The following is a 19,790-nucleotide window of genomic DNA, read 5'->3' on the forward strand; positions in this document are numbered from 1 at the left end:
ATGGCCACACTGTCCGACCGGCTCGATCATCTGCTGGGGAAGAAGACCGCCGATGCGCTCGAGGAGGCGTTCGACATCCGCACGGTCGAGGACCTGCTGCGGCACTACCCGCACCGGTACGCCTCGCAGGGCCGGGAGCTCGCGGAGAAGGACCCGCCGGAGGGTGAGCACATCACGATCATCGCCCGGGTCACGTCCGCGGCCGTCGTGAAGATGAAGAACCGGCCGGGAAGCATGCTCAAGGTGGTCCTGTCGACCGACACCCAGAACGTGGACGTCACCTTCTTCAGTCCGCAGAAGGTCAAGCACGTGATCAAGCCCGGCGTGCGCGCGATGTTCTCGGGAACGGTGAAATACTTCCGCGGCAAGTGGAGCCTCACCCACCCCAGCTACCTCGTCCTTCCCGAACCACGCGCGGGCGGCGAGGACCCCGTCGTGAACGTCGGCCGGATCCGCGGCGCCGGTGATCTCGCCGGCATCGCCCGGGCGTCGCAGGAAGCCGGAGCCGGGGTCGACATGTCGGTGTTCGACCGCGCGCTGATACCGCTCTACCCGGCCACCCGGGACGTGGAGAGCTGGACGATCATGAAATGCGTCCGCCAGATCCTGGACCAGCTCGACCACGTCGACGACCCGCTGCCCGAGAACATCCGCGCCGAACGGGTCCTGATCGGACTCGACGAAGCCCTGCGGTCGGTCCACCTTCCCGACACCCGCGAGGACGTCGAGAACGCCCACGACCGGTTGCGGTTCGACGAGGCGACCGCGCTGCAACTGGTGCTCGCCCGTCGCCGCCACGACAACGCCGAGCGGGTCGCCCCGGCGTGCCCACCCGTGCCCGGCGGGATCGCGGACGTGTTCGAGAGCATGCTCCCGTTCCAGCTCACCGACGGTCAGCACTCGGTCGCCGACGAGATCTCCGCCGATCTGGCGCAACCGCACCCGATGAGCAGGCTGTTGCAGGGTGAGGTCGGTTCGGGCAAGACGATCGTGGCGCTGCGCGCGATGCTCCAGGTGGTCGACGCCGGCTACCAGTGCGCGCTGCTCGCTCCCACCGAGGTGCTCGCCACACAGCACGCCCGGTCGCTGCGGGCGATGCTCGGCTCCCTCGCGACCGCGGGGGAACTCGGGGCGCACGAGAGGGCGACACGGGTGGCGCTGCTGACGGGGTCGATGGGCGTCGCCGCCAAGCGAACGGCGATGAACGAGGCGATCACCGGCGACGCCGGAATCGTCATCGGCACGCACGCCCTCATCCAGGACAACGTCGAATTCTTCAACCTCGGGATGGTGGTCGTCGACGAGCAGCACCGGTTCGGTGTCGAGCAGCGCGACCGGCTGCGGTCGAGGGCGCGGGAGGGCCTGAGCCCGCACCTGCTGGTGATGACGGCGACGCCGATTCCCCGCACCATCGCGATGACCGTGCTCGGCGATCTAGAGGTGTCGACGCTGCGCCAGCTGCCGAAGGGGCGTTCCCCGATCAAGAGCAATGTGGTGCCCGCGTCCCAGAAGCCGCAGTGGGTCGCGCGGGCGTGGGAACGGATCCGCGAGGACGTCGCCGACGGGCGGCAGGCGTACGTGGTGTGCTCACGCATCGGCGACGGCGAGAAGGGCGACGGCGAGGACGCGTTCGACGAGAAGGCGCCCGAGACGAAGTCCGCCGTCGACGTGTTCGAGGAACTGAGCGGCGACATCATGCCCGACCTGCGGGTGGGACTGCTGCACGGCAGGCTGCCCGCGGACGAGAAGGACGCGGTGATGCGCGACTTCACAGCCGGCGACATCGACGTCCTCGTGTGCACCACCGTGGTCGAGGTCGGAGTCGACGTCCCGAACGCGACGATCATGGTGATCGTCGACGCGGACCGTTTCGGTGTCAGCCAGCTGCACCAGCTGCGCGGCCGCGTCGGCCGCGGCAAACACCAGGGGCTGTGCATTCTCGTCACGGACATGAATCCGGGCGGCCCCGCCTACGAGCGACTGTCGAACGTGGCGTCGACCAACGACGGCTTCGAACTCGCGCAACTCGACCTCGCCACCCGGCGCGAGGGCGACATCCTCGGTGCGGCGCAGTCGGGCACGACGTCCACGCTGCGGCTGTTGTCGCTGCTCGGCCACGAGGACGTCATCGCGGCGGCGTCCGAGTTCGCGCGGTCGGTGATCGCGGACGATCCGCGGCTCGAAAACCACCCGGGGCTGTCGGCGATGGTGACGTCGGCGCTCGACGCCGACCGCATCGAATATTTGGAGAAAACGTGAGAACTTCGCACGTCTGTTTCGGGTCTGTTGCAGAATTCGCACACGTCAGGGGCGTCTTTGTGAAGTTTGTGGAGAATCTTGCAATGTGGGATGCCTGTTCTCCACGGCCGTCTTCGGCGGGGTAGTTTGCTCCAATGTTCTCCAAAGTCCTGGTCGCCAACCGTGGCGAAATTGCGATCCGCGCTTTCCGTGCCGCCTACGAACTAGGTGCTGGAACGGTTGCGGTGTTCCCGTACGAGGATCGGAACTCGATCCACCGTCTGAAGGCCGACGAGAGTTATCAGATCGGCGAGGAGGGACACCCGGTTCGGGCGTACCTCTCCGTCGACGAGATCGTCTCCGCGGCCAAGCAGGCAGGCGCCGACGCCATCTACCCCGGCTACGGCTTCCTTTCCGAGAACCCGGATCTCGCCGCCGCGTGCGCCGAGGCGGGCATCACGTTCGTCGGTCCCTCCGCCGAGGTGCTCGAGCTCACCGGCAACAAGGCGCGCGCGATCGCCGCGGCGAAGGCGGCCGGTCTGCCGGTGCTGGCGTCGTCGGAGCCGTCCGCCGATGTGGACGAGTTGCTGGCCGCGGCCGAGACCATGCAGTTCCCGCTGTTCGTGAAGGCCGTCGCAGGCGGCGGTGGCCGCGGCATGCGCCGGGTCGCCGAGCGGGCGCAGCTCAAGGAGTCCATCGAGGCCGCCGCCCGTGAGGCCGAATCGGCGTTCGGCGACCCGACGGTGTTCCTCGAGCAGGCCGTCGTCGACCCGCGGCACATCGAGGTCCAGATCCTGGCCGACGGTCAGGGCAACGTCATCCACCTGTTCGAGCGGGACTGCTCGCTGCAGCGCCGCCACCAGAAGGTCATCGAACTCGCGCCGGCCCCGAACCTTCCGGAAGAGCTGCGGGCGAAGATCTGCGCCGACGCCGTCGCGTTCGCGAAGGAGATCAACTACTCCTGTGCGGGCACCGTCGAGTTCCTCCTCGACACCCGCGGCAACCACGTGTTCATCGAGATGAACCCGCGTATCCAGGTCGAGCACACCGTCACCGAAGAGGTCACCGACGTCGACCTCGTGCAGTCGCAGCTGCGGATCGCGTCGGGGGAGACCCTCGCCGATCTCGGCCTGAGTCAGGACAAGATCACGCTGCGCGGTGCGGCGTTGCAGTGCCGCATCACCACCGAGGACCCGGCCAACGGGTTCCGTCCGGACACCGGGCGGATCACCGCGTACCGCACACCGGGCGGCGCGGGCATCCGCCTCGACGGCGGTGCCACCCTCGGCGCCGAGGTGGGCGCGTACTTCGACTCGATGCTCGTCAAGCTCACCTGCCGAGGCCGCAACCTCGAAACCGCCGTCGCCCGGGCTCGCCGCGCGGTCACCGAGTTCCGCATCCGCGGCGTGTCGACGAACATCCCGTTCCTGCAGGCCGTGCTCGACGACCCCGATTTCAAGGCGGGACGGGTCACCACCTCGTTCATCGAGGAGCGCCCGGAGCTGCTCACGCTGCGCAGCTCCGCAGACCGCGGCACCAAGATCCTGTCCTATCTTGCCGACGTGACGGTCAACAAGCCGCACGGCGAGCGGCCGTCGGCGGTGTACCCGCGCGACAAGCTCCCCCAGATCGACCTGTCCGCCCCGCCGCAGGACGGCAGCCGCCAGAAGCTCCTCGCCCTCGGGCCGGAGGGATTCGCCAAGGCACTGCGGGAGCAGAAGGCACTCGCGGTCACCGAGACCACGTTCCGCGACGCCCACCAGTCGCTGCTCGCGACCCGCGTGCGCACCAGCGGTCTGCTCGACGTCGCCGGACACGTCGCCCGGCTGACCCCGGAACTGCTCTCGATCGAGGCGTGGGGCGGTGCCACCTACGACGTGGCGCTGCGCTTCCTGCACGAGGACCCCTGGTACCGGCTGTCGGCGCTGCGTGAGGCCGTGCCCAACATCTGCCTGCAGATGCTGCTGCGCGGCCGGAACACCGTCGGGTACACCCCGTACCCGGAGAAGGTGACGCGGGCATTCGTCGAGGAGGCCACGAACAGCGGCATCGACATCTTCCGCATCTTCGACGCCCTCAACAACGTCGACCAGATGCGGCCGGCCATCGACGCCGTCCGGGAGACCGGCACCTCGGTCGCCGAGGTCGCCCTGTCCTACACCGGCGACCTGTCGAACCCGAACGAGAAGCTGTACACCCTCGACTACTACCTGCGCCTGGCGGAGGAGATCGTCGAGGCCGGTGCGCACATCATCGCGATCAAGGACATGGCCGGACTGCTCCGCGCCCCGGCCGCCACCACCCTGGTGACCGCGCTGCGAAAGAACTTCGACCTGCCCGTGCACGTGCACACCCACGACACCCCGGGCGGACAGCTCGCGACGTACCTGGCCGCGTGGCAGGCCGGCGCGGACGCGGTCGACGGCGCGTCGGCCGCGATGGCGGGCACCACCAGCCAGCCGGCGTTGTCGGCGATCGTGGCCGCGGCGGCGCACTCGGAGCACGACACCGGCCTGGACCTGCAGGCCGTGTGCGACCTCGAGCCGTACTGGGAGGCGCTGCGCAAGGTCTACGCCCCGTTCGAGTCCGGGCTGCCCGCCCCCACCGGGCGCGTCTACACGCACGAGATCCCGGGCGGTCAGCTGTCGAACCTGCGCACGCAGGCCGTGGCCCTCGGGCTCGGCGACAAGTTCGAGGAGGTCGAGGCCAAGTACGCGGCCGCCGACCGGATGCTCGGGCGCCTCGTGAAGGTCACCCCGTCGTCGAAGGTGGTCGGCGATCTCGCCCTGCACCTCGTCGGCTCCGGCGCCTCCACCGAGGAGTTCAAGGAGAACCCCGCGAAGTTCGACCTCCCCGACTCGGTGGTCGGATTCCTGCGCGGCGAACTGGGCACCCCGCCCGGCGGCTGGCCGGAACCGTTCCGCACCCGGGCGCTCGAGGGCCGTGGCGACGCCAAGCCCGAGGTGCCGCTGTCGGAAGAGGACGAGAAGGCCCTCGCGGGCACGTCCGAGGAGCGCCGTGCGACGCTGAACCGGCTGCTGTTCCCCGGCCCGACGAAGGAATTCCTCGAGCACCGGGAAAAGTACGGCGACACCTCGCAGCTGTCGGCGAACCAGTTCTTCTACGGCCTGCGCCGCGGCGACGAGCACCGGGTCCGCCTCGCGCAGGGTGTCGAGCTGCTCATCGGGCTGGAGGCCATCTCCGAACCCGACGAGCGTGGATACCGCACCGTCATGGCGATCCTCAACGGGCAGTTGCGTCCGGTGTCGGTGCGTGACCGGTCGATCTCCAGTGAGATCCCCGCTGCGGAGAAGGCCGACAAGAACAACCCCGGCCACGTGCCGGCGCCGTTCGCCGGTGTGGTGACCCTCGCCGTCACCGAGGGCCAGCATGTCGCGGCCGGCGACACGATCGCCACCATCGAGGCCATGAAGATGGAAGCGGCCATCACCGCACCCCGCGGTGGCACCGTCTCCCGGCTGGCCATCGGTTCGGTCCAGCAGGTGGAGGGCGGCGACCTCCTCGCCGTCGTGGCGACGGGGGAGTCCGCGAGCGAGTGACTCGGATCATCGCGGGACTCGCGGGCGGTCGACGCCTGCGAGTCCCGCCGAGCGGGACCCGGCCCACCTCGGACCGGGTCCGCGAGGCATTGTTCAGCGCCCTGCACAGCAGGATGGACCTCGAGGGCGCGTCCGTCCTCGATCTCTACGCGGGATCGGGGGCGCTCGGCCTCGAGGCGCTGTCCCGGGGTGCGGATCGTGTGGTGCTCGTCGAGTCCGACTCGAAGGCGGCGGGCATCATCAAACACAACGTGACGACGGTCGGCCTGCCCGGCGCGGAAGTCCGCGGCGCCCCGGTGGCCGCGGTGCTCGCGGGCACCGCCGACCGGCCGTACGACCTGGTGATGGCCGATCCGCCGTACGCCGTCGACGATGCGGCGGTGCAGACGGTCCTCGGCCACCTGCGGGCCAACGGCTGGGTCGGCGACGGCTCGATCGTGGTGCTCGAACGGTCGTCGAGGTCGCCGGAGACGGCCTGGCCCGACGGCTTCGCGCCCGTCAAGGCGAAGAAGTACGGTGAGGCGAGAATCGAGTTGGCGACCTGCTACGGTCTGGACTCATGACTGGCGCTGTCTGCCCCGGATCCTTCGACCCTGTGACCAATGGCCACCTTGACGTGATCGGCAGAGCTGCCGCTCAGTTCGACGAGGTCATCGTGACGGTCATGGTCAACAAGAACAAGCGTGGCCTCTTCACGGTCGAGGAACGCATCGAGATGCTCGAAGACTCGACCGCCGATCTGCCCAACGTGCGGGTCTCCTCCTGGCACGGCCTGCTGGTGGATTACGCCAAGCAGCAAGGGATCACGGCGATCGTCAAGGGCCTGCGCGGTGCGAACGACTTCGACTACGAGCTGCAGATGGCGCAGATGAACCAGAAGCTCAGTGGTGTCGACACGCTCTTCATCCCGACCAACCCCACCTACAGCTACCTGTCGAGTTCGCTCGTGAAGGAAGTGGCCACATTCGGTGGCGACGTCTCCGACATGCTCCCGGAGAAGGTGCACGCCCGCCTTCTCGCGCGGATCGCCGAGCGCGCCGCCGAGAGCAGCTGATACCCGACACACCGGCTGCCAGGACCCACCCGCGGCGTCCGGTCGTGCAGACTTGCACGAGGAAGGCTGCGCCGACCTGCTGAGGGTCACGGACGATTGGGGTTGCTTGTGTACCGGGTTTTCGAGGCGCTCGACGAACTGGTCGCGATTGTCGAAGAGGCACGCGGCGTACCGATGACCGCCGGCTGCGTGGTTCCCCGCGGCGACGTCCTCGAACTGCTCGACGACGTGCGCGATGCGATTCCAGGTGAACTCGACGACGCCCAGGACGTCCTGGACCACAAGGACAAACTGGTGGGGGACGCCCGCGCGAACGCGGAGAAGACCGTCTCCAGCGCCAACGCCGAGGCGAACTCCACGATCGAGAACGCCCGCGACGACGCCGACCGCATCCTGGCGGACGCGAAGGCGCAGGCCGACCGGATGGTGGCCGAGGCCCGCGCGCACGCCGAGCAATTGGTCACCGACGCACGCGCCGAGGCCGAGTCCTCCGTCGCCGAAGGCCGGCGCGAGTACGACCAGCTCACGGGTCGGGCGCGGTCCGAGGCCGATCGCATGATCGAGTCGGGCAAGGCGTCCTACGAGCGGTCCGTCGCGGACGGCACCGCCGAGCAGGCGCGGCTCGTCTCGCAGACGGAGGTCGTCCAGGCCGCGCACGCCGAATCGGCCCGGGTGATCGACTCCGCGCACGCCGAATCGGATCGTCTGCGCTCGGACTGCGACCTGTACGTCGACACGAAGCTCGCGGAGTTCGAGGACTTCCTCAACGGCACCGTCCGGTCCGTGGGGCGGGGGCGTCAGCAGTTGCGGACGGGTTCGGGTGTTCCCGACTACGCCTCCGACTACGACGTCGACGACCGCCGCGCCGAGCGTCGCCGCTGAGCGGCGGAACGCTCGATCGAATTTGGCTCCACCGCCCTCATTGCGTATCGTGGAGTGGTTGCCCTTTGTCGTTTTCCTTTTCTCGAAAGTGAAGCCTGTTGTCATCCCATCGCCACAGCTCATCGCGTTCCCGTCGGGACGCGGACTTCGTGCTGGACACGGTCAAACTCGGCCGTCGTCCCGGTTCGATGCGCACCGTGGAACGGGTGGTGACGGCGCCACAGCGCATCGGTCTCGACCTGATCGCCATCGAGGAAGGATCGGAGATCGATCTGGATCTCCGGTTGGAGGCCGTATCCGAGGGGGTCCTGGTCACCGGTTCGTTGCGAGCCGACACCGTCGGGGAGTGCTCGAGATGTCTCGAGCCGTTCTCCGGCGCGGTGGACCTGACCCTCACGGAACTGTTCGCGTACCCGGACAGCACCACGGAAGAGACCACGGAGGAGGGGGAGGTCTATCACGTCGTCGACGACGAGATCGACCTCGAACCCGTCGTGATCGACGCCGTCGGCCTCGCACTGCCATTGCAGCCGCTCTGCAGTGACGACTGTCAAGGATTGTGCCCAGAATGTGGCGTTCGCCTGGCGATTGCCGAATCTGGCCACGGGCATGACATACTTGATCCTCGCTGGGCTGGTCTTGCAGCCAAATTTGGCGTGGATTCGGAACCCAGCAAGAATCTTGTGAACAACGAAGCCGAGGAGAAGTAGAAGTGGCTGTCCCCAAGCGCAGAATGTCGCGATCCAACACGAGGTCGCGTCGCAGCCAGTGGAAGACCACTGTGCCTACCCTCGTCACCTGCCCCAACCGTGGCTGCGGCGAGAAGACGCTGCCCCACGTCGCGTGCCCGTCGTGCGGCACATACAAGGGCCGCCAGGTCACTGCCGCCGTCTAGTTCTCCACGGAGAGGCGTTGTGACGAGCGACATCAGTAATACACCCGCCGGCGGCGAGGAGGATCATGCTTCCCTCCTCGCCGCCCTCGGCGTAGAAATCGAGCCTTCACTGCTCACCCTGGCGCTGACGCACCGCTCGTACGCGTACGAGAACGGTGGCCTGCCCACCAACGAGCGTCTCGAGTTCCTCGGTGACTCCGTACTCGGGGTCACCGTCACGGAGAAGCTCTACCTCGCGCACCCCGACAAGTCCGAGGGCGACCTCGCGAAGATCCGGGCGAGCATCGTGAACATGCACGCGCTCGCGGAAGTGGCGCGCAGCCTCGGTGAGGGCGGACTCGGTGCCCATCTCCTGCTCGGGAAGGGCGAGGAGATGACCGGCGGCCGCGACAAGCCGAGCATCCTCGCCGACGGCATGGAGTCGATTCTCGGCGCCATCCACCTCGAGCACGGAATCGAGACGGCGCGACGCGTCGTCCTCGATCTCTTCAGCGACCTCCTCCAGCGAGCCCCCCGCCTCGGCGCGGGACTGGACTGGAAGACGAGCCTGCAGGAGCTGACCGCGGAGCGTGGCGTCGGTGTTCCGGCGTACGAGATCACCGCGACCGGCCCCGATCACGACAAGGAGTTCACCGCCACCGTGATCGTCGGCGGCAAACCTCTCGGCGTCGGTATCGGCCGCTCCAAGAAAGAGGCCGAGCAGAAGGCCGCGAGCACGGCGTGGAACGCGTTGTCCGACGCGGGCCCCGACGTAGCGGCCGACGACGTCAGTGCCTGAACTACCCGAAGTCGAGGTGGTCCGGCGCGGACTCGAACGCCACATCGTGGGGGCGTCGATCGATTCCGTGGACATCCTGCATCCGCGGGCGATCCGACGTCACCTGCCCGGTGCCGCGGACCTCTCCGGCCAGCTCACCGGCGAACGTATCGCGGGCGCCGACCGCCGCGGAAAGTACCTGTGGCTGGTCCTCGAACCCAGCACGGTCGCACTCGTGGTCCATCTCGGTATGAGTGGTCAAATGCTCGTGCAGCCACCGGAATTGCCGACCGAGAAGCATCTGCGCATCCGGGCCCGGCTCGATTCCGGTCTCGACCTCCGGTTCGTGGACCAGCGGACGTTCGGGGGCTGGGCGCTCGCGCCCCTCGTCGAGGTCGACGGCTCGCTCGTGCCGGACTCGGTGGCGCACATCGCCCGCGACCCACTGGATCCGCGTTTCGATCTGGCGGCCACCGTGAAGGTGGTGCGCGGCAAGCACACCGAGATCAAACGCGTGCTGCTGGACCAGACCGTCGTCTCCGGCATCGGCAACATCTACGCGGACGAGGCGTTGTGGCGCGCACAGATCCACGGAAACCGGCTCACCGACAGGCTGACCGGTCCCCGGATTCGTGCGGTGCTCACCGCCGCCCAGCAGGTGATGCGCGAGGCACTCACCCAGGGCGGCACGTCCTTCGACGCGTTGTATGTGAACGTCAACGGCGAGTCGGGCTACTTCGATCGCTCCCTGTCCGCCTACGGTCAGGAGGATCGCCCGTGCCCGCGCTGCGGCACCGCGATCCGGCGGGAGAAGTTCATGAACCGCTCGTCGTTCAGTTGCCCGAAGTGCCAGCCGGCGCCGCGGAGAAGCCCGGCGAGATGACCCGGGTGAGTTCGGCGGACCCGTCGGCGATCCTGCCGTCGGCGTCGTGGCGCGGCGTCGCCTTGGCGTCGAAGTAATCGCCGCCCTTGCGCTTCACGTCGTCGGTTCCCCACTCGCGGTGGCGAGGAACCGGTGCCATCCTCGGAATGTGCTTGCGGCAGTGGATGTATGCCTCCTCCACGTCCACCACCACCCAGCGTTCGGGGATCCGCCCGCCGGAGTGGTCCACCGGCAGATCAGCGATCTCGGAGCGGAGGGCCTCGTCGTCGACGATCCGGGCCGAACCGTTCACGTGCAGTCCGATGAGGTCCTGCACGAAGTCCACGAGAATGATTCCGACGTGCGGGTTTTCCAGGATGTTGCCGAGGCTCGCCATGACGCCGTTGCCGCGGTACTCCGGGTACGCGAGGGTCTTCGAGTCGATGACGTGCATGAATCCCGGTGTTCCGGCACGCAGGCTGTTGTCGCACTCGCCGGACGCGTCGGCGGTGGCGATGAACGCGATCTCCTGGCGTCCGACGAACTCGATCATCGTCGGATTGAGATGGTCCAGCATCTGATCCGAGTAGAACTTGGCGGCACGATCCCCGGTGCCGAACTCGGATTGAAGTCGGCGTTCTCCCGCACTTCCGATCTGGCCCATCTGCATTCCCCGCTACGTCTCGGCGTCGTTGGTCGGTTCACCCTACGGCCCACCGGTTCCCGCTGCTGAGAATCGGCGTTCACAAATCGGTGGAAACCGGTGCCGCCCACCCGCCTACCTGGCGTTGCGGCCATCGGTGGCAGGATTGAGCGCATGGCAGAACAGACTTCCGACACGACGGCGCCCACCACACTGTGGGTCGAGCGAACGGGCACCCGGCTGTACACCGGCCGCAGCTCCCGCGGCGCCGAGGTCCTGATCGGCTCGGAGAGCGTGGAGGGCGTGTTCACCCCGGGGGAGCTCCTGAAGATCGCACTCGCCGCGTGCAGCGGAATGAGCTCGGACTTCCCGCTGTCGCGGCGCCTGGGCGACAACTACGAGGCCACCATCCGGGTGTCCGGCGCCGCCGACCGGGAGAAAGAGGTGTACCCGCAGCTCGACGAGGTGCTCGAACTCGATCTCAGCGAGCTCGACGCCGACGCGCAGCAGCGGCTGGTCACGCTCGTGGAACGGTCGGTCGACAAGGTGTGCACCGTCGGGCGGACGCTGAAGGCCGGGACGAAAGTGACGTTGACCGTCGAGAAGGAACAATGATGCGGCGCGAGCTCGCCGCACTCGCGGGCGGGTCGGCGCTCTGCGCCGGTCTGCTCGTGGTCGCGCCGGCCGCGGCCGGGCCCGCGTTCTCGCCCCCCGGCGGCGCTTGCACCCCGTGGTCGGTGTCGGAGGTGACGTCCGGCGCGGGCGTGCTCGAGAACCTGGCCTTCGACGGCGCGGGCACCATGCTGGTGTCGCGGACGGGCCTGGTGGGCGGCGGAGCCCTGGACGGGGTCAGTCCCGACGGCACTGTCACCCCGATCGTGCCCGAGGTCGAATCGCCGGGTGGGATCGCCGTGGACGGTGCCGACGCGTACTTCGCCACGGGCAACTCCTTCGCCTCGGGAGTCACGGGCTCGGCGACCGGCACCGTCGACGTCGTGAACCTCGACACCGGGGACACGAGCACCGTGGCCGAGGGGCTGGTCATGCCGAACGGACTCGTCCGGCTGAGCAACGGCGACATCCTCACCGCGCGGAATCTCGGCTCCGGCGCCGGACTGACCCGCGTCCCGGCCGACGAGCCTCACACACCGGAGGTCGTGCGCACCGATCTGGGAACGGTCGACGGACTCGCCGTGCACGACGGCGCCGTGTACACGGTCACGACGTTCGACACCACCACCACGCTGCGGATCCTCCGCGAGGACGACCTGCGCGGTCCCGTCGTGTCCGTCGAGTTGCCCGGCTCCGGGCCACTCAACGCGGCCGACGACCTCACCGTCGGACCGGACGGCATCGTGTACGTCGCCTACAACGGTGGCGGCAAGGTGGTCCGGGTCGATCCGGCGACGGGGGAGAGCTGCGCCCTGGCGTCCGGACTGCCCCTCGTGTCCTCGGTGCGCTTCGGCGCAGGACCGGGCTGGGACCCGGACGCGCTCTACGCCACCAGCTTCACCGGGAAGATCTACAAGCTCGAACGGTCGTGACGGACATGGAGAGAATGACCGCATGGGTGCACGGGTACGTGCAGGGCGTCGGATTCCGGTGGTGGACCCGCGCCCGCGCACTCGAACTCGGCCTCGTCGGATACGCCGCCAACCAGAAGGACGGCCGGGTACTCGTCATCGCCGAGGGACCCCGGGACAAGCTGGACACCCTGCTGACACTGCTGCGGTCGGGAGACACGCCGGGCGCGGTGGATCTCGTCGTGGAGCAATGGGATTCCCCCCGCGGCGACCTCACCGGGTTCGTCGAACGGTGAACCGAAGGTAAAGTTCTCCGTCATGCATCTGAAGAGTCTGACGCTGAAGGGATTCAAATCCTTTGCGTCCGCAACGACTCTGCGATTCGAGCCGGGAATCACCTGTGTCGTAGGGCCGAACGGGTCGGGCAAGTCCAACGTCGTCGACGCACTCACCTGGGTGATGGGTGAGCAGGGGGCGAAGGCGCTGCGCGGCGGCAAGATGGAAGACGTCATCTTCGCCGGCACCGCCGGGCGGGCGCCCCTCGGGCGCGCCGAGGTGACGCTGACCATCGACAACTCCGACGGCGCCCTGCCGATCGACTACTCCGAGGTGTCGATCACCCGGCGCATGTTCCGTGACGGCGCCGGCGAATACGAGATCAACGGCAGCTCGTGCCGGCTGATGGACGTGCAGGAACTGCTCAGCGACTCCGGTATCGGCCGGGAGATGCACGTGATCGTCGGGCAGGGCCGCCTCGCCGCCATCCTCGAATCGCGTCCGGAAGACCGGCGCGCATTCATCGAAGAGGCAGCCGGGGTGCTCAAGCACCGCAAGCGCAAGGAAAAAGCGGTCCGCAAACTCGACGCGATGCAGGCCAACCTGGCGCGCCTGAACGACCTCACGGCGGAGCTGCGGCGCCAGCTCAAACCACTCGGGCGGCAGGCCGAGGTGGCCCGTCGCGCGCAGACCGTGCAGGCCGACCTCCGCGACGCGAAGCTGCGACTCGCCGCCGACGATCTGGTGTCGCGGCGTGAGGAGCTGGCCGACCAGGCGCAGGACGAGAAGGTCGCCCGCGAGCAGCACGACCAGGTCACCGCGGCGCTCGACGAGGCCAACCTCGAGCTGGGACGGCACGAGCAGGAATTGTCGAGGCTCACACCGGGTGCCGAAGCGGCGGCGCAGACGTGGTTCCAGCTGTCGGCGCTCGCGGAACGCGTCAACGCGACCATCCGCATCGCCCGTGAACGGGCGCGCCACCTCGACTCCGAGCCGTCCGCGAACCGCGGTCAGGATCCGGACGAGATGGAGGCCCGCGCCGACCGGATCGCCGCGGAGGAACGGGAACTCGTCGAAGCCGTCGAGATGGCACGTGCGGCGCTGGACGCGGCCAAGGAGCAACTGGCGCTGGGGGAGGAGACGGCCGCCGAGGCCGAACGGGCCCACATGGCGGCGGTACGGGCGATCGCCGACCGCCGAGAAGGCCTGGCCCGGCTGTCCGGGCAGGTCGACACGCTGCGCACCCGCGCCGACTCCGTCGACGCCGAAGTGTCCCGGCTCACCGTCGCGATCGACGAGGCCCGGCAGCGCGGCGACGCCGCACAATCCGAGTTCGAGGTCGTCCAGGACGAGATCGGCGACCTCGACGCCGGTGAACTCGGGCTCGACTCCCACCACGAGCGTGCCGTCGAGGCGCTTCGTCTGATCTCCGAACGCGTCACCGAACTCCAGTCCGAAGAACGCGCCGCAGGGCAGGAAGTGGCGTCGCTGCGCGCCCGGATCGACGCCTTGTCGATGGGCCTCGAACGCAAGGACGGCGCCGGCTGGCTCGTCGAGAACCGGGGTGAGCACGGCATCCGGGGACCGATCGGTACCCTCATCACCGTCGAAAAGGGCTACGAGGGCGCCGTCGCGGCGGCGATGGGGCCCGCCGCGGACGCCGTCGTCGCCGACTCCCTCGACGCCGCCCGCGGCGCGGTCGCTGCGCTGAAGGAAACGGACAGCGGCCGGGCGTCCCTGGTCATCGGCACCGATCAGACCGTCCCGGGCGGCGGGCACCTGGATTCCGGCGCCCGGTGGGCCGTCGACGTCATCGACTGCCCCGCCGAACTCCGGACCGGGCTCGCGGCGCTCCTGGGCGGAGTGGTCGTCGTCGACTCCCTCGACGACGCCGTCGAACACGTCCGGCGCAGGCCCGACGTGCGCGCCGTCACCCGCGACGGTGATCTCCTCGGGGCGGGCTGGATGAGCGGCGGCTCGGACCGCCAGCCGAGCACCCTCGAGGTCCAGGCCGCCATCGACAACTCGGTGCAGGATCTTGCCCGCGCCGAACGTCGCGCCGAGGAACTGTCCGCGGCACTGTCCGGCGCCGTCGCGGAACAGGCCGACCGACAGGAGAACGCGGAGCAGGCACTGGCCGCGCTGAACGAGTCCGACGCCGCGATGTCGGCCATCTACGAACGCCTCGGCCGCCTCGGCCAGGCCGCCCGCGCCGCGCACGCCGAATCCGATCGGCTCATGGCGCAGCGGGACAAGGCCGAGAGCGGTCGCGAGGACACACTCACCGCGCTGGCCGAACTCGAGGAACGGCTGCGGATGGCGGAACAGGACGCCTCGCCCGCCGGCGCCGACACGGGTGGGTCCGATTCGACGAGCATCGATCGCGAGACGGCGGCCGCGGCCCTCGCGGAAGTGCGGGCTGTGGAGGTCGAAGCCCGGCTGACCGTGCGCACAGCCGAGGAACGGGCCGAGTCGGTGCGCGGCAAGGCCGATTCGCTGCGCCGCGCCGCCCAGGTGGAACGCGACGCGCGCGCCCGGGCCGAACGCGCGATGAAGGCCCGGCAGAACGCGGCCGCCGTCGCGGCGGCCGTCGCCGAGTCCGGACAGCGGGTCGCCGAGCACCTCGGAGAGGTCGTCGACTCCGCGATGGCGCACCGGGACGAACTCGCCCGGGCCCGCACCGAGCGGACGACCCAACTCGAACAGGTGAAGGAGAGGGTGCGTCAGCTGGCCGGACAGCTGGCGTCGCTCACCGACGCCGTGCACCGCGACGAGGTGGCCCGCGCCCAGGCCGCACTCCGCATCGAACAACTCGAGGAGGCGATCCTCGACCAGCACGGGATCGGCCTGGACGATCTGATCGCCGAATACGGTCCCGATGTCGCGCTGGCGCCGTCCGCACTCGAGATGGAGGAGTACGAGCAGGCGAAGGAGCGCGGCGAACAGGTCACGATGCCCGCACCGGTTCCGTACGACCGAACCACGCAGGAACGTCGCGCGAAACGTGCCGAGAAGGACTTGGCGACGCTCGGCAAGGTCAACCCGCTGGCGCTCGAGGAGTTCGCCGCGCTCGAGGAACGCTACAACTTTCTCTCCACACAACTCGAGGACGTGAAGACCGCCCGCAAGGACCTTCTCGGTGTCGTCGCCGACGTCGACGCCCGCATCCTGCAGGTGTTCACCGAGGCCTACGCGGACGTCGAACGCGAATTCGTGCAGGTCTTCGCGAAACTGTTCCCCGGTGGCGAGGGCAGGCTGGTGCTCACCGATCCGTCCGACATGCTGACGACCGGCATCGAGGTGGAGGCCCGGCCGCCCGGCAAGAAGGTCAAGCGGCTGTCGTTGCTGTCCGGTGGTGAGAAGTCGCTCACGGCCGTGGCGATGCTCGTGGCGATCTTCCGGGCCAGGCCGTCCCCCTTCTACGTGATGGACGAGGTGGAGGCCGCGCTGGACGACACGAACCTGCGCCGCCTCATCGGGTTGTTCGAGCAGTTGCGGGAGAAGTCGCAGCTGATCGTCATCACCCACCAGAAGCCGACGATGGAGGTGGCCGACGCGCTGTACGGCGTCAGCATGCGCGGCGACGGCATCACCACCGTCATCTCCCAGCGGCTCCGTGGCCAGGACATGGTGGCCGCAGACGCCTGATTCCGGCACCGACGGGGACCCTGCGCCCGGCGAGGCAGTGCGCGAGGGAATCCGGAGCCTGAAACAATGGGCGGCGTGACTACCGGAGCTTGGATTGCCATCGCGGCCGCACTGGCCCTACTTCTCGTCGTTCTCGTCGTCGGGTCCCTGCTGTATCGGCGTCGCCGGATCTCCCTGAAGGCGCCGGACACCCCGCAGGTCACCACGGCGGAGAAGGACCGTTCGGGCAGTTATCGTGCCGACGGCGGGTTCAACTTCAGCCAGGGGTCGACGGCGACGGCGCCGCCCCGGGAAGTGGTGCCGGAGCCGGTGCTGCCCACACCGGTGCCCGAACCCGCGATCACGCCGGAACCGGAGGTCGTGGCGCCTCCGGAGCCGGAGAAGGCCACCGCCCCCGGGAAGGCACCCGAGAAGGCGCCGGAGAAGCCGGTGGCCCCGCCGGAGCCGGTCACCTACGAACCGGTCGTCGCCCCGGAGGTCGAACCGGAACCCGAGGTCGCGCCCGCACCCGAGCCCGAACCGGCTCCCGCCGCACCCGCACTCGACGTCATCGCGCCCACCGAAGGCCGCCTCGACCGTCTGCGTGGGCGCCTGTCCCGGTCCCAGTCCGCGGTGGGCAAGAGCCTGCTCGGACTGCTCGGCGGCGGCGACCTCGACGAGGACTCCTGGGAAGAGGTGGAGGACACGCTCCTCATCGCCGACCTCGGCTCGGCGACGACCACGAAGATCGTCACGTCCCTGCGTGCGCAGATGGCGTCGCGCAGTGTCCGCACCGAGGCCGACGCGCGCGCGCTGCTGCGCGAGGTCCTGGTCGCCGAACTCCGTCCGGAACTCGACCGCTCCATCCGCGCCCTTCCGCACGACGACCACCCGGCGGTCCTGCTCGTCGTCGGGGTGAACGGCACCGGCAAGACCACCACCACGGGCAAGCTCGCGCGTGTTCTCGTCGCCGACGGCAGGCGCGTCCTGCTGGGCGCCGCCGACACGTTCCGTGCGGCCGCCGCGGACCAGTTGCAGACGTGGGCCGAACGGGTCGGCGCCGAGGTGGTGCGCGGAAAGGAAGCCGCCGATCCGGCGGCCGTCGCGTTCGACGCGGTGTCCAAGGGGATCGACAACGGCGTCGACGTCGTCCTGATCGACACCGCGGGCAGGCTGCACACCAAGACGGGCCTCATGGACGAGCTCGGCAAGGTCAAGCGGGTCATCGAGAAGAAGGCGTCGGTCGACGACGTCCTCCTGGTCCTCGACGCGACCATCGGGCAGAACGGCCTGGCGCAGGCGCGGGTGTTCGCCGAGGTCGTCGACATCACCGGTGTGGTGCTCACCAAACTCGACGGCACCGCCAAGGGCGGCATCGTGTTCCAGGTTCAGCACGAACTCGGCGTTCCCGTGAAGCTCGTCGGACTCGGTGAGGGCGCCGACGATCTGGCCCCGTTCGAGCCGGGCGCCTTCGTCGACGCGCTGCTCGGCTGAGAGGCCACGAGGCCGGCCGTCTCGGGGTCCCGGACGGCTCCGGGGAGCTGAAACCGACCGCAAATCGCCTGGCGAAACGTACACGCAACAAAATAGGCCGATGCGTTCACGCGCGCGAAACAGTGCAGTGGCACAGCCGAAACACCGCAACGCGAATCTACTTCCTGACGACGTGCAGACCAGCGCGCGACTAGGAGGTAGTAAGTGAGTCCCGACGAAGTGTTGGCAAACTCCGGCAACGCCGCATGGATGCTGATGTCAGCATCCCTGGTTCTACTGATGACGCCCGGCCTGGCGTTCTTCTACGGCGGTATGTCCAGGTCGAAGTCCGTGCTGAACATGATGATGATGTCGTTCGGCGCCATGGCGGTCATCGCGGTGATCTACGTGCTCTGGGGTTGGTCGATGTCCTACGGGACCGACGACATCGGGGGCATCTTCGCGAACCCGTTCGAGTTCTTCGGCCTGAAGGACAGCATCACCGATGCCGACGGCAACTTCATCGCAGGCGCATTCGGCTACCCCAACGTGATCGACATCGCCTTCCAGGTGACGTTCGCGATCATCACGACCGCGCTGATCAGCGGTGCCCTGGCCGAGCGCGTCAAGTTCGGCACGTGGCTGCTGTTCTCCGGCGTGTGGGTCACCATCGTGTACTTCCCGCTCGCTCACATGGTGTGGGGTGGCGGTCTGCTGTCCGGTTCGGAGAACGGACTGGCGGCGAAGATCTTCGGAACCACCGACGACGGCGAGGGTGGACTGGTCGCCTCCGTGGCCCCCATTGACTTCGCCGGTGGCACCGTCGTCCACATCAACGCCGGTATCGCCGCGTTCGTCCTCGCCGTGATCATCGGCAAGCGCGCCGGATTCGGCAAGACCGCGTTCCGCCCGCACAACCTGCCGTTCGTCATGCTCGGTGCCGCTCTGCTGTGGTTCGGCTGGTTCGGCTTCAACGCGGGCTCCGCTTTCGCCGCCGACGGCAACGCCGGACTCGCCTGGGTCAACACGACGTCTGCCACCGCCGCCGCAATCCTGGGCTGGCTCCTGACGGAACGCATCCGTGACGGTCACGCCACCAGCCTCGGCGCCGCCTCCGGTGCGGTCGCGGGCCTCGTCGCCATCACCCCCGCCGCCGGTGCCCTCAGCCCGGTCGGCTCGCTGGTCCTCGGTGCGATCGCCGGCATCCTGTCTGCGCTGGCCGTGGGCCTGAAGTTCAAGTTCGGCTACGACGACTCGCTCGACGTCGTCGGTGTGCACCTCGTCTCCGGCCTCTGGGGCACCGTGGCCATCGGATTCTTCGGAACGTCGACCGGTTTGTTCTACGGTGGTGACTACAAGCAGTTGGTTGTCCAGATCGTGATCGCGCTGTCCGCACTCGTGTTCACCGGCATCCTGACCGCTGTCATCGCGTTCGCTCTCAAGCCGCTCGGCTGGAGGGTGTCCGCCGAGGAAGAGGCTCAGGGCATCGACGAGGGCGAACATGCGGAGACCGCCTACGACTTCGCCTGATCGGCTAGTGATAAGAGTGAACATCGAGTACCGAAGCGCTTTGGAAGGGACAACGAAATGAAGCTGATCACGGCAATTGTCAAGCCGTTCACTCTCGAGGACGTCAAGACGGGACTCGAGCAGGCGGGCGTCCTGGGCATGACCGTCAGCGAGGTCCAGGGGTACGGCCGCCAGAAGGGGCACACCGAGGTCTACCGCGGAGCCGAGTACTCGGTCGATTTCGTACCGAAGGTCCGGGTCGAGGTCGTCGTCGACGACGCTGCCGTGGACAAGGTCGTCGAGGTGATCGTCGAGGCCGCACGCACCGGCAAGATCGGTGACGGCAAGGTGTGGGTGTCGCCGGTCGAGTCGGTCATCCGGGTGCGCACCGGGGAACGCGGCGCGGATGCGCTCTGACCCCAACGGGTCCGGTAAGACCGGCCCTGGGGGGGGGGGGGAGGGAGAGGGGGGGGGGGAGGAGGGGGGGGGGG

At 68.6% G+C, this 19,790-nt stretch carries 17 protein-coding genes; 16 read left to right on the top strand and 1 reads right to left on the bottom strand.

Features of this window, described 5'->3' with window-relative positions:
* The 9 genes from recG to mutM all read left to right on the top strand — a co-directional run bounded on the left by recG (window position 1) and on the right by mutM (window position 10,269).
* Window positions 1–2,259 (top strand): ATP-dependent DNA helicase RecG, encoded by a 2,259-nt coding sequence (gene recG / locus ACFU5V_RS19240; protein WP_378701247.1) that lies wholly within the window; start codon window positions 1–3, stop codon window positions 2,257–2,259.
* Between the two features lie 134 nt (window positions 2,260–2,393).
* The gene (locus ACFU5V_RS19245; RefSeq protein ID WP_378701249.1) at window positions 2,394–5,798 is read left to right on the top strand and encodes a pyruvate carboxylase; all 3,405 of its coding nucleotides are present in this window, start codon (window positions 2,394–2,396) and stop codon (window positions 5,796–5,798) included.
* Window positions 5,795–6,361 (top strand): 16S rRNA (guanine(966)-N(2))-methyltransferase RsmD, encoded by a 567-nt coding sequence (gene rsmD / locus ACFU5V_RS19250; protein ID WP_378436614.1) that lies wholly within the window; start codon window positions 5,795–5,797, stop codon window positions 6,359–6,361. Before ACFU5V_RS19245 ends, rsmD begins: the two co-directional genes overlap by 4 nt.
* Complete coding sequence (coaD, locus tag ACFU5V_RS19255; protein WP_378436611.1) at window positions 6,358–6,852, top strand: pantetheine-phosphate adenylyltransferase; 495 nt, start codon at window positions 6,358–6,360, stop codon at window positions 6,850–6,852. Before rsmD ends, coaD begins: the two co-directional genes overlap by 4 nt.
* Window positions 6,853–6,960: 108 nt before the next feature.
* Entirely contained in the window at window positions 6,961–7,734 is a 774-nt protein-coding gene (locus tag ACFU5V_RS19260; protein ID WP_378436619.1) for a DivIVA domain-containing protein, read from the top strand.
* Between the two features lie 149 nt (window positions 7,735–7,883).
* Window positions 7,884–8,444: a YceD family protein gene (locus tag ACFU5V_RS19265; protein WP_378701251.1), complete on the top strand. Its 561-nt coding sequence runs from the start codon at window positions 7,884–7,886 to the stop codon at window positions 8,442–8,444.
* A 2-nt stretch (window positions 8,445–8,446) separates the two neighbouring features.
* On the top strand, window positions 8,447–8,629 hold the full coding sequence (gene rpmF, locus ACFU5V_RS19270) for a 50S ribosomal protein L32 (RefSeq protein ID WP_005240446.1): 183 nt from the start codon (window positions 8,447–8,449) through the stop codon (window positions 8,627–8,629).
* Between the two features lie 19 nt (window positions 8,630–8,648).
* The gene (gene rnc / locus ACFU5V_RS19275; RefSeq protein WP_073359140.1) at window positions 8,649–9,407 is read left to right on the top strand and encodes a ribonuclease III; all 759 of its coding nucleotides are present in this window, start codon (window positions 8,649–8,651) and stop codon (window positions 9,405–9,407) included.
* Window positions 9,400–10,269: a bifunctional DNA-formamidopyrimidine glycosylase/DNA-(apurinic or apyrimidinic site) lyase gene (gene mutM / locus ACFU5V_RS19280; RefSeq protein WP_378436609.1), complete on the top strand. Its 870-nt coding sequence runs from the start codon at window positions 9,400–9,402 to the stop codon at window positions 10,267–10,269. The genes rnc and mutM overlap by 8 nt, the downstream gene beginning before the upstream one ends.
* On the opposite strand, the gene ACFU5V_RS19285 is transcribed toward mutM, so the two are convergent.
* Window positions 10,220–10,918: a pyridoxamine 5'-phosphate oxidase family protein gene (locus ACFU5V_RS19285; protein WP_378701254.1), complete on the bottom strand. Its 699-nt coding sequence runs from the start codon at window positions 10,916–10,918 to the stop codon at window positions 10,220–10,222. The genes mutM and ACFU5V_RS19285 overlap by 50 nt on opposite strands.
* Before the next feature lie 147 nt (window positions 10,919–11,065).
* On the opposite strand from ACFU5V_RS19285, the gene ACFU5V_RS19290 reads away from it, so the two are divergent.
* From ACFU5V_RS19290 to ACFU5V_RS19320, 7 genes are all read left to right on the top strand, one after another.
* A complete protein-coding gene (locus ACFU5V_RS19290; protein ID WP_378701256.1) occupies window positions 11,066–11,506 on the top strand; it encodes an OsmC family protein in 441 nt (146 codons plus the stop codon).
* Window positions 11,506–12,435, top strand: coding sequence for a hypothetical protein (locus ACFU5V_RS19295; RefSeq protein WP_378436603.1), 930 nt, complete (start codon window positions 11,506–11,508; stop codon window positions 12,433–12,435). Before ACFU5V_RS19290 ends, ACFU5V_RS19295 begins: the two co-directional genes overlap by 1 nt.
* A gap of 5 nt (window positions 12,436–12,440) precedes the next feature.
* Entirely contained in the window at window positions 12,441–12,710 is a 270-nt protein-coding gene (locus ACFU5V_RS19300) for an acylphosphatase (RefSeq protein WP_255314957.1), read from the top strand.
* A 22-nt stretch (window positions 12,711–12,732) separates the two neighbouring features.
* Window positions 12,733–16,338 (top strand): chromosome segregation protein SMC, encoded by a 3,606-nt coding sequence (gene smc, locus ACFU5V_RS19305; protein ID WP_378701258.1) that lies wholly within the window; start codon window positions 12,733–12,735, stop codon window positions 16,336–16,338.
* A 66-nt stretch (window positions 16,339–16,404) separates the two neighbouring features.
* Window positions 16,405–17,811: a signal recognition particle-docking protein FtsY gene (gene ftsY, locus ACFU5V_RS19310; protein WP_378701260.1), complete on the top strand. Its 1,407-nt coding sequence runs from the start codon at window positions 16,405–16,407 to the stop codon at window positions 17,809–17,811.
* Between the two features lie 249 nt (window positions 17,812–18,060).
* Window positions 18,061–19,320 carry an ammonium transporter gene (locus ACFU5V_RS19315; protein WP_378436616.1) on the top strand — a complete coding sequence of 420 codons (1,260 nt, stop codon included), beginning with the start codon at window positions 18,061–18,063 and terminating at the stop codon, window positions 19,318–19,320.
* 57 nt (window positions 19,321–19,377) lie between these two features.
* Window positions 19,378–19,716 carry a P-II family nitrogen regulator gene (locus ACFU5V_RS19320; protein ID WP_005240467.1) on the top strand — a complete coding sequence of 113 codons (339 nt, stop codon included), beginning with the start codon at window positions 19,378–19,380 and terminating at the stop codon, window positions 19,714–19,716.
* Window positions 19,717–19,790 lie beyond the last annotated feature (74 nt).

The sequence above is a fragment of the Rhodococcus sp. NPDC057529 genome, assembly GCF_042802055.1.
Taxonomy (GTDB): Bacteria; Actinomycetota; Actinomycetes; order Mycobacteriales; family Mycobacteriaceae; genus Rhodococcus_F.

What these genes read in the sequence shown, in the direction of transcription:
- recG (WP_378701247.1), top strand. Translation starts at nt 1, where the DNA reads ATGGCCACACTGTCCGACCGGCTCGATCATCTGCTGGGGAAGAAGACC.
- ACFU5V_RS19245 (WP_378701249.1), top strand. Translation starts at nt 2,394, where the DNA reads ATGTTCTCCAAAGTCCTGGTCGCCAACCGTGGCGAAATTGCGATCCGC.
- coaD (WP_378436611.1), top strand. Translation starts at nt 6,358, where the DNA reads ATGACTGGCGCTGTCTGCCCCGGATCCTTCGACCCTGTGACCAATGGC.
- ACFU5V_RS19285 (WP_378701254.1), bottom strand. Translation starts at nt 10,918, where the DNA reads ATGCAGATGGGCCAGATCGGAAGTGCGGGAGAACGCCGACTTCAATCC.
- ACFU5V_RS19290 (WP_378701256.1), top strand. Translation starts at nt 11,066, where the DNA reads ATGGCAGAACAGACTTCCGACACGACGGCGCCCACCACACTGTGGGTC.
- ACFU5V_RS19295 (WP_378436603.1), top strand. Translation starts at nt 11,506, where the DNA reads ATGCGGCGCGAGCTCGCCGCACTCGCGGGCGGGTCGGCGCTCTGCGCC.
- ACFU5V_RS19300 (WP_255314957.1), top strand. Translation starts at nt 12,441, where the DNA reads ATGGAGAGAATGACCGCATGGGTGCACGGGTACGTGCAGGGCGTCGGA.
- smc (WP_378701258.1), top strand. Translation starts at nt 12,733, where the DNA reads ATGCATCTGAAGAGTCTGACGCTGAAGGGATTCAAATCCTTTGCGTCC.
- ftsY (WP_378701260.1), top strand. Translation starts at nt 16,405, where the DNA reads ATGGGCGGCGTGACTACCGGAGCTTGGATTGCCATCGCGGCCGCACTG.
- ACFU5V_RS19315 (WP_378436616.1), top strand. Translation starts at nt 18,061, where the DNA reads ATGCTGATGTCAGCATCCCTGGTTCTACTGATGACGCCCGGCCTGGCG.
- ACFU5V_RS19320 (WP_005240467.1), top strand. Translation starts at nt 19,378, where the DNA reads ATGAAGCTGATCACGGCAATTGTCAAGCCGTTCACTCTCGAGGACGTC.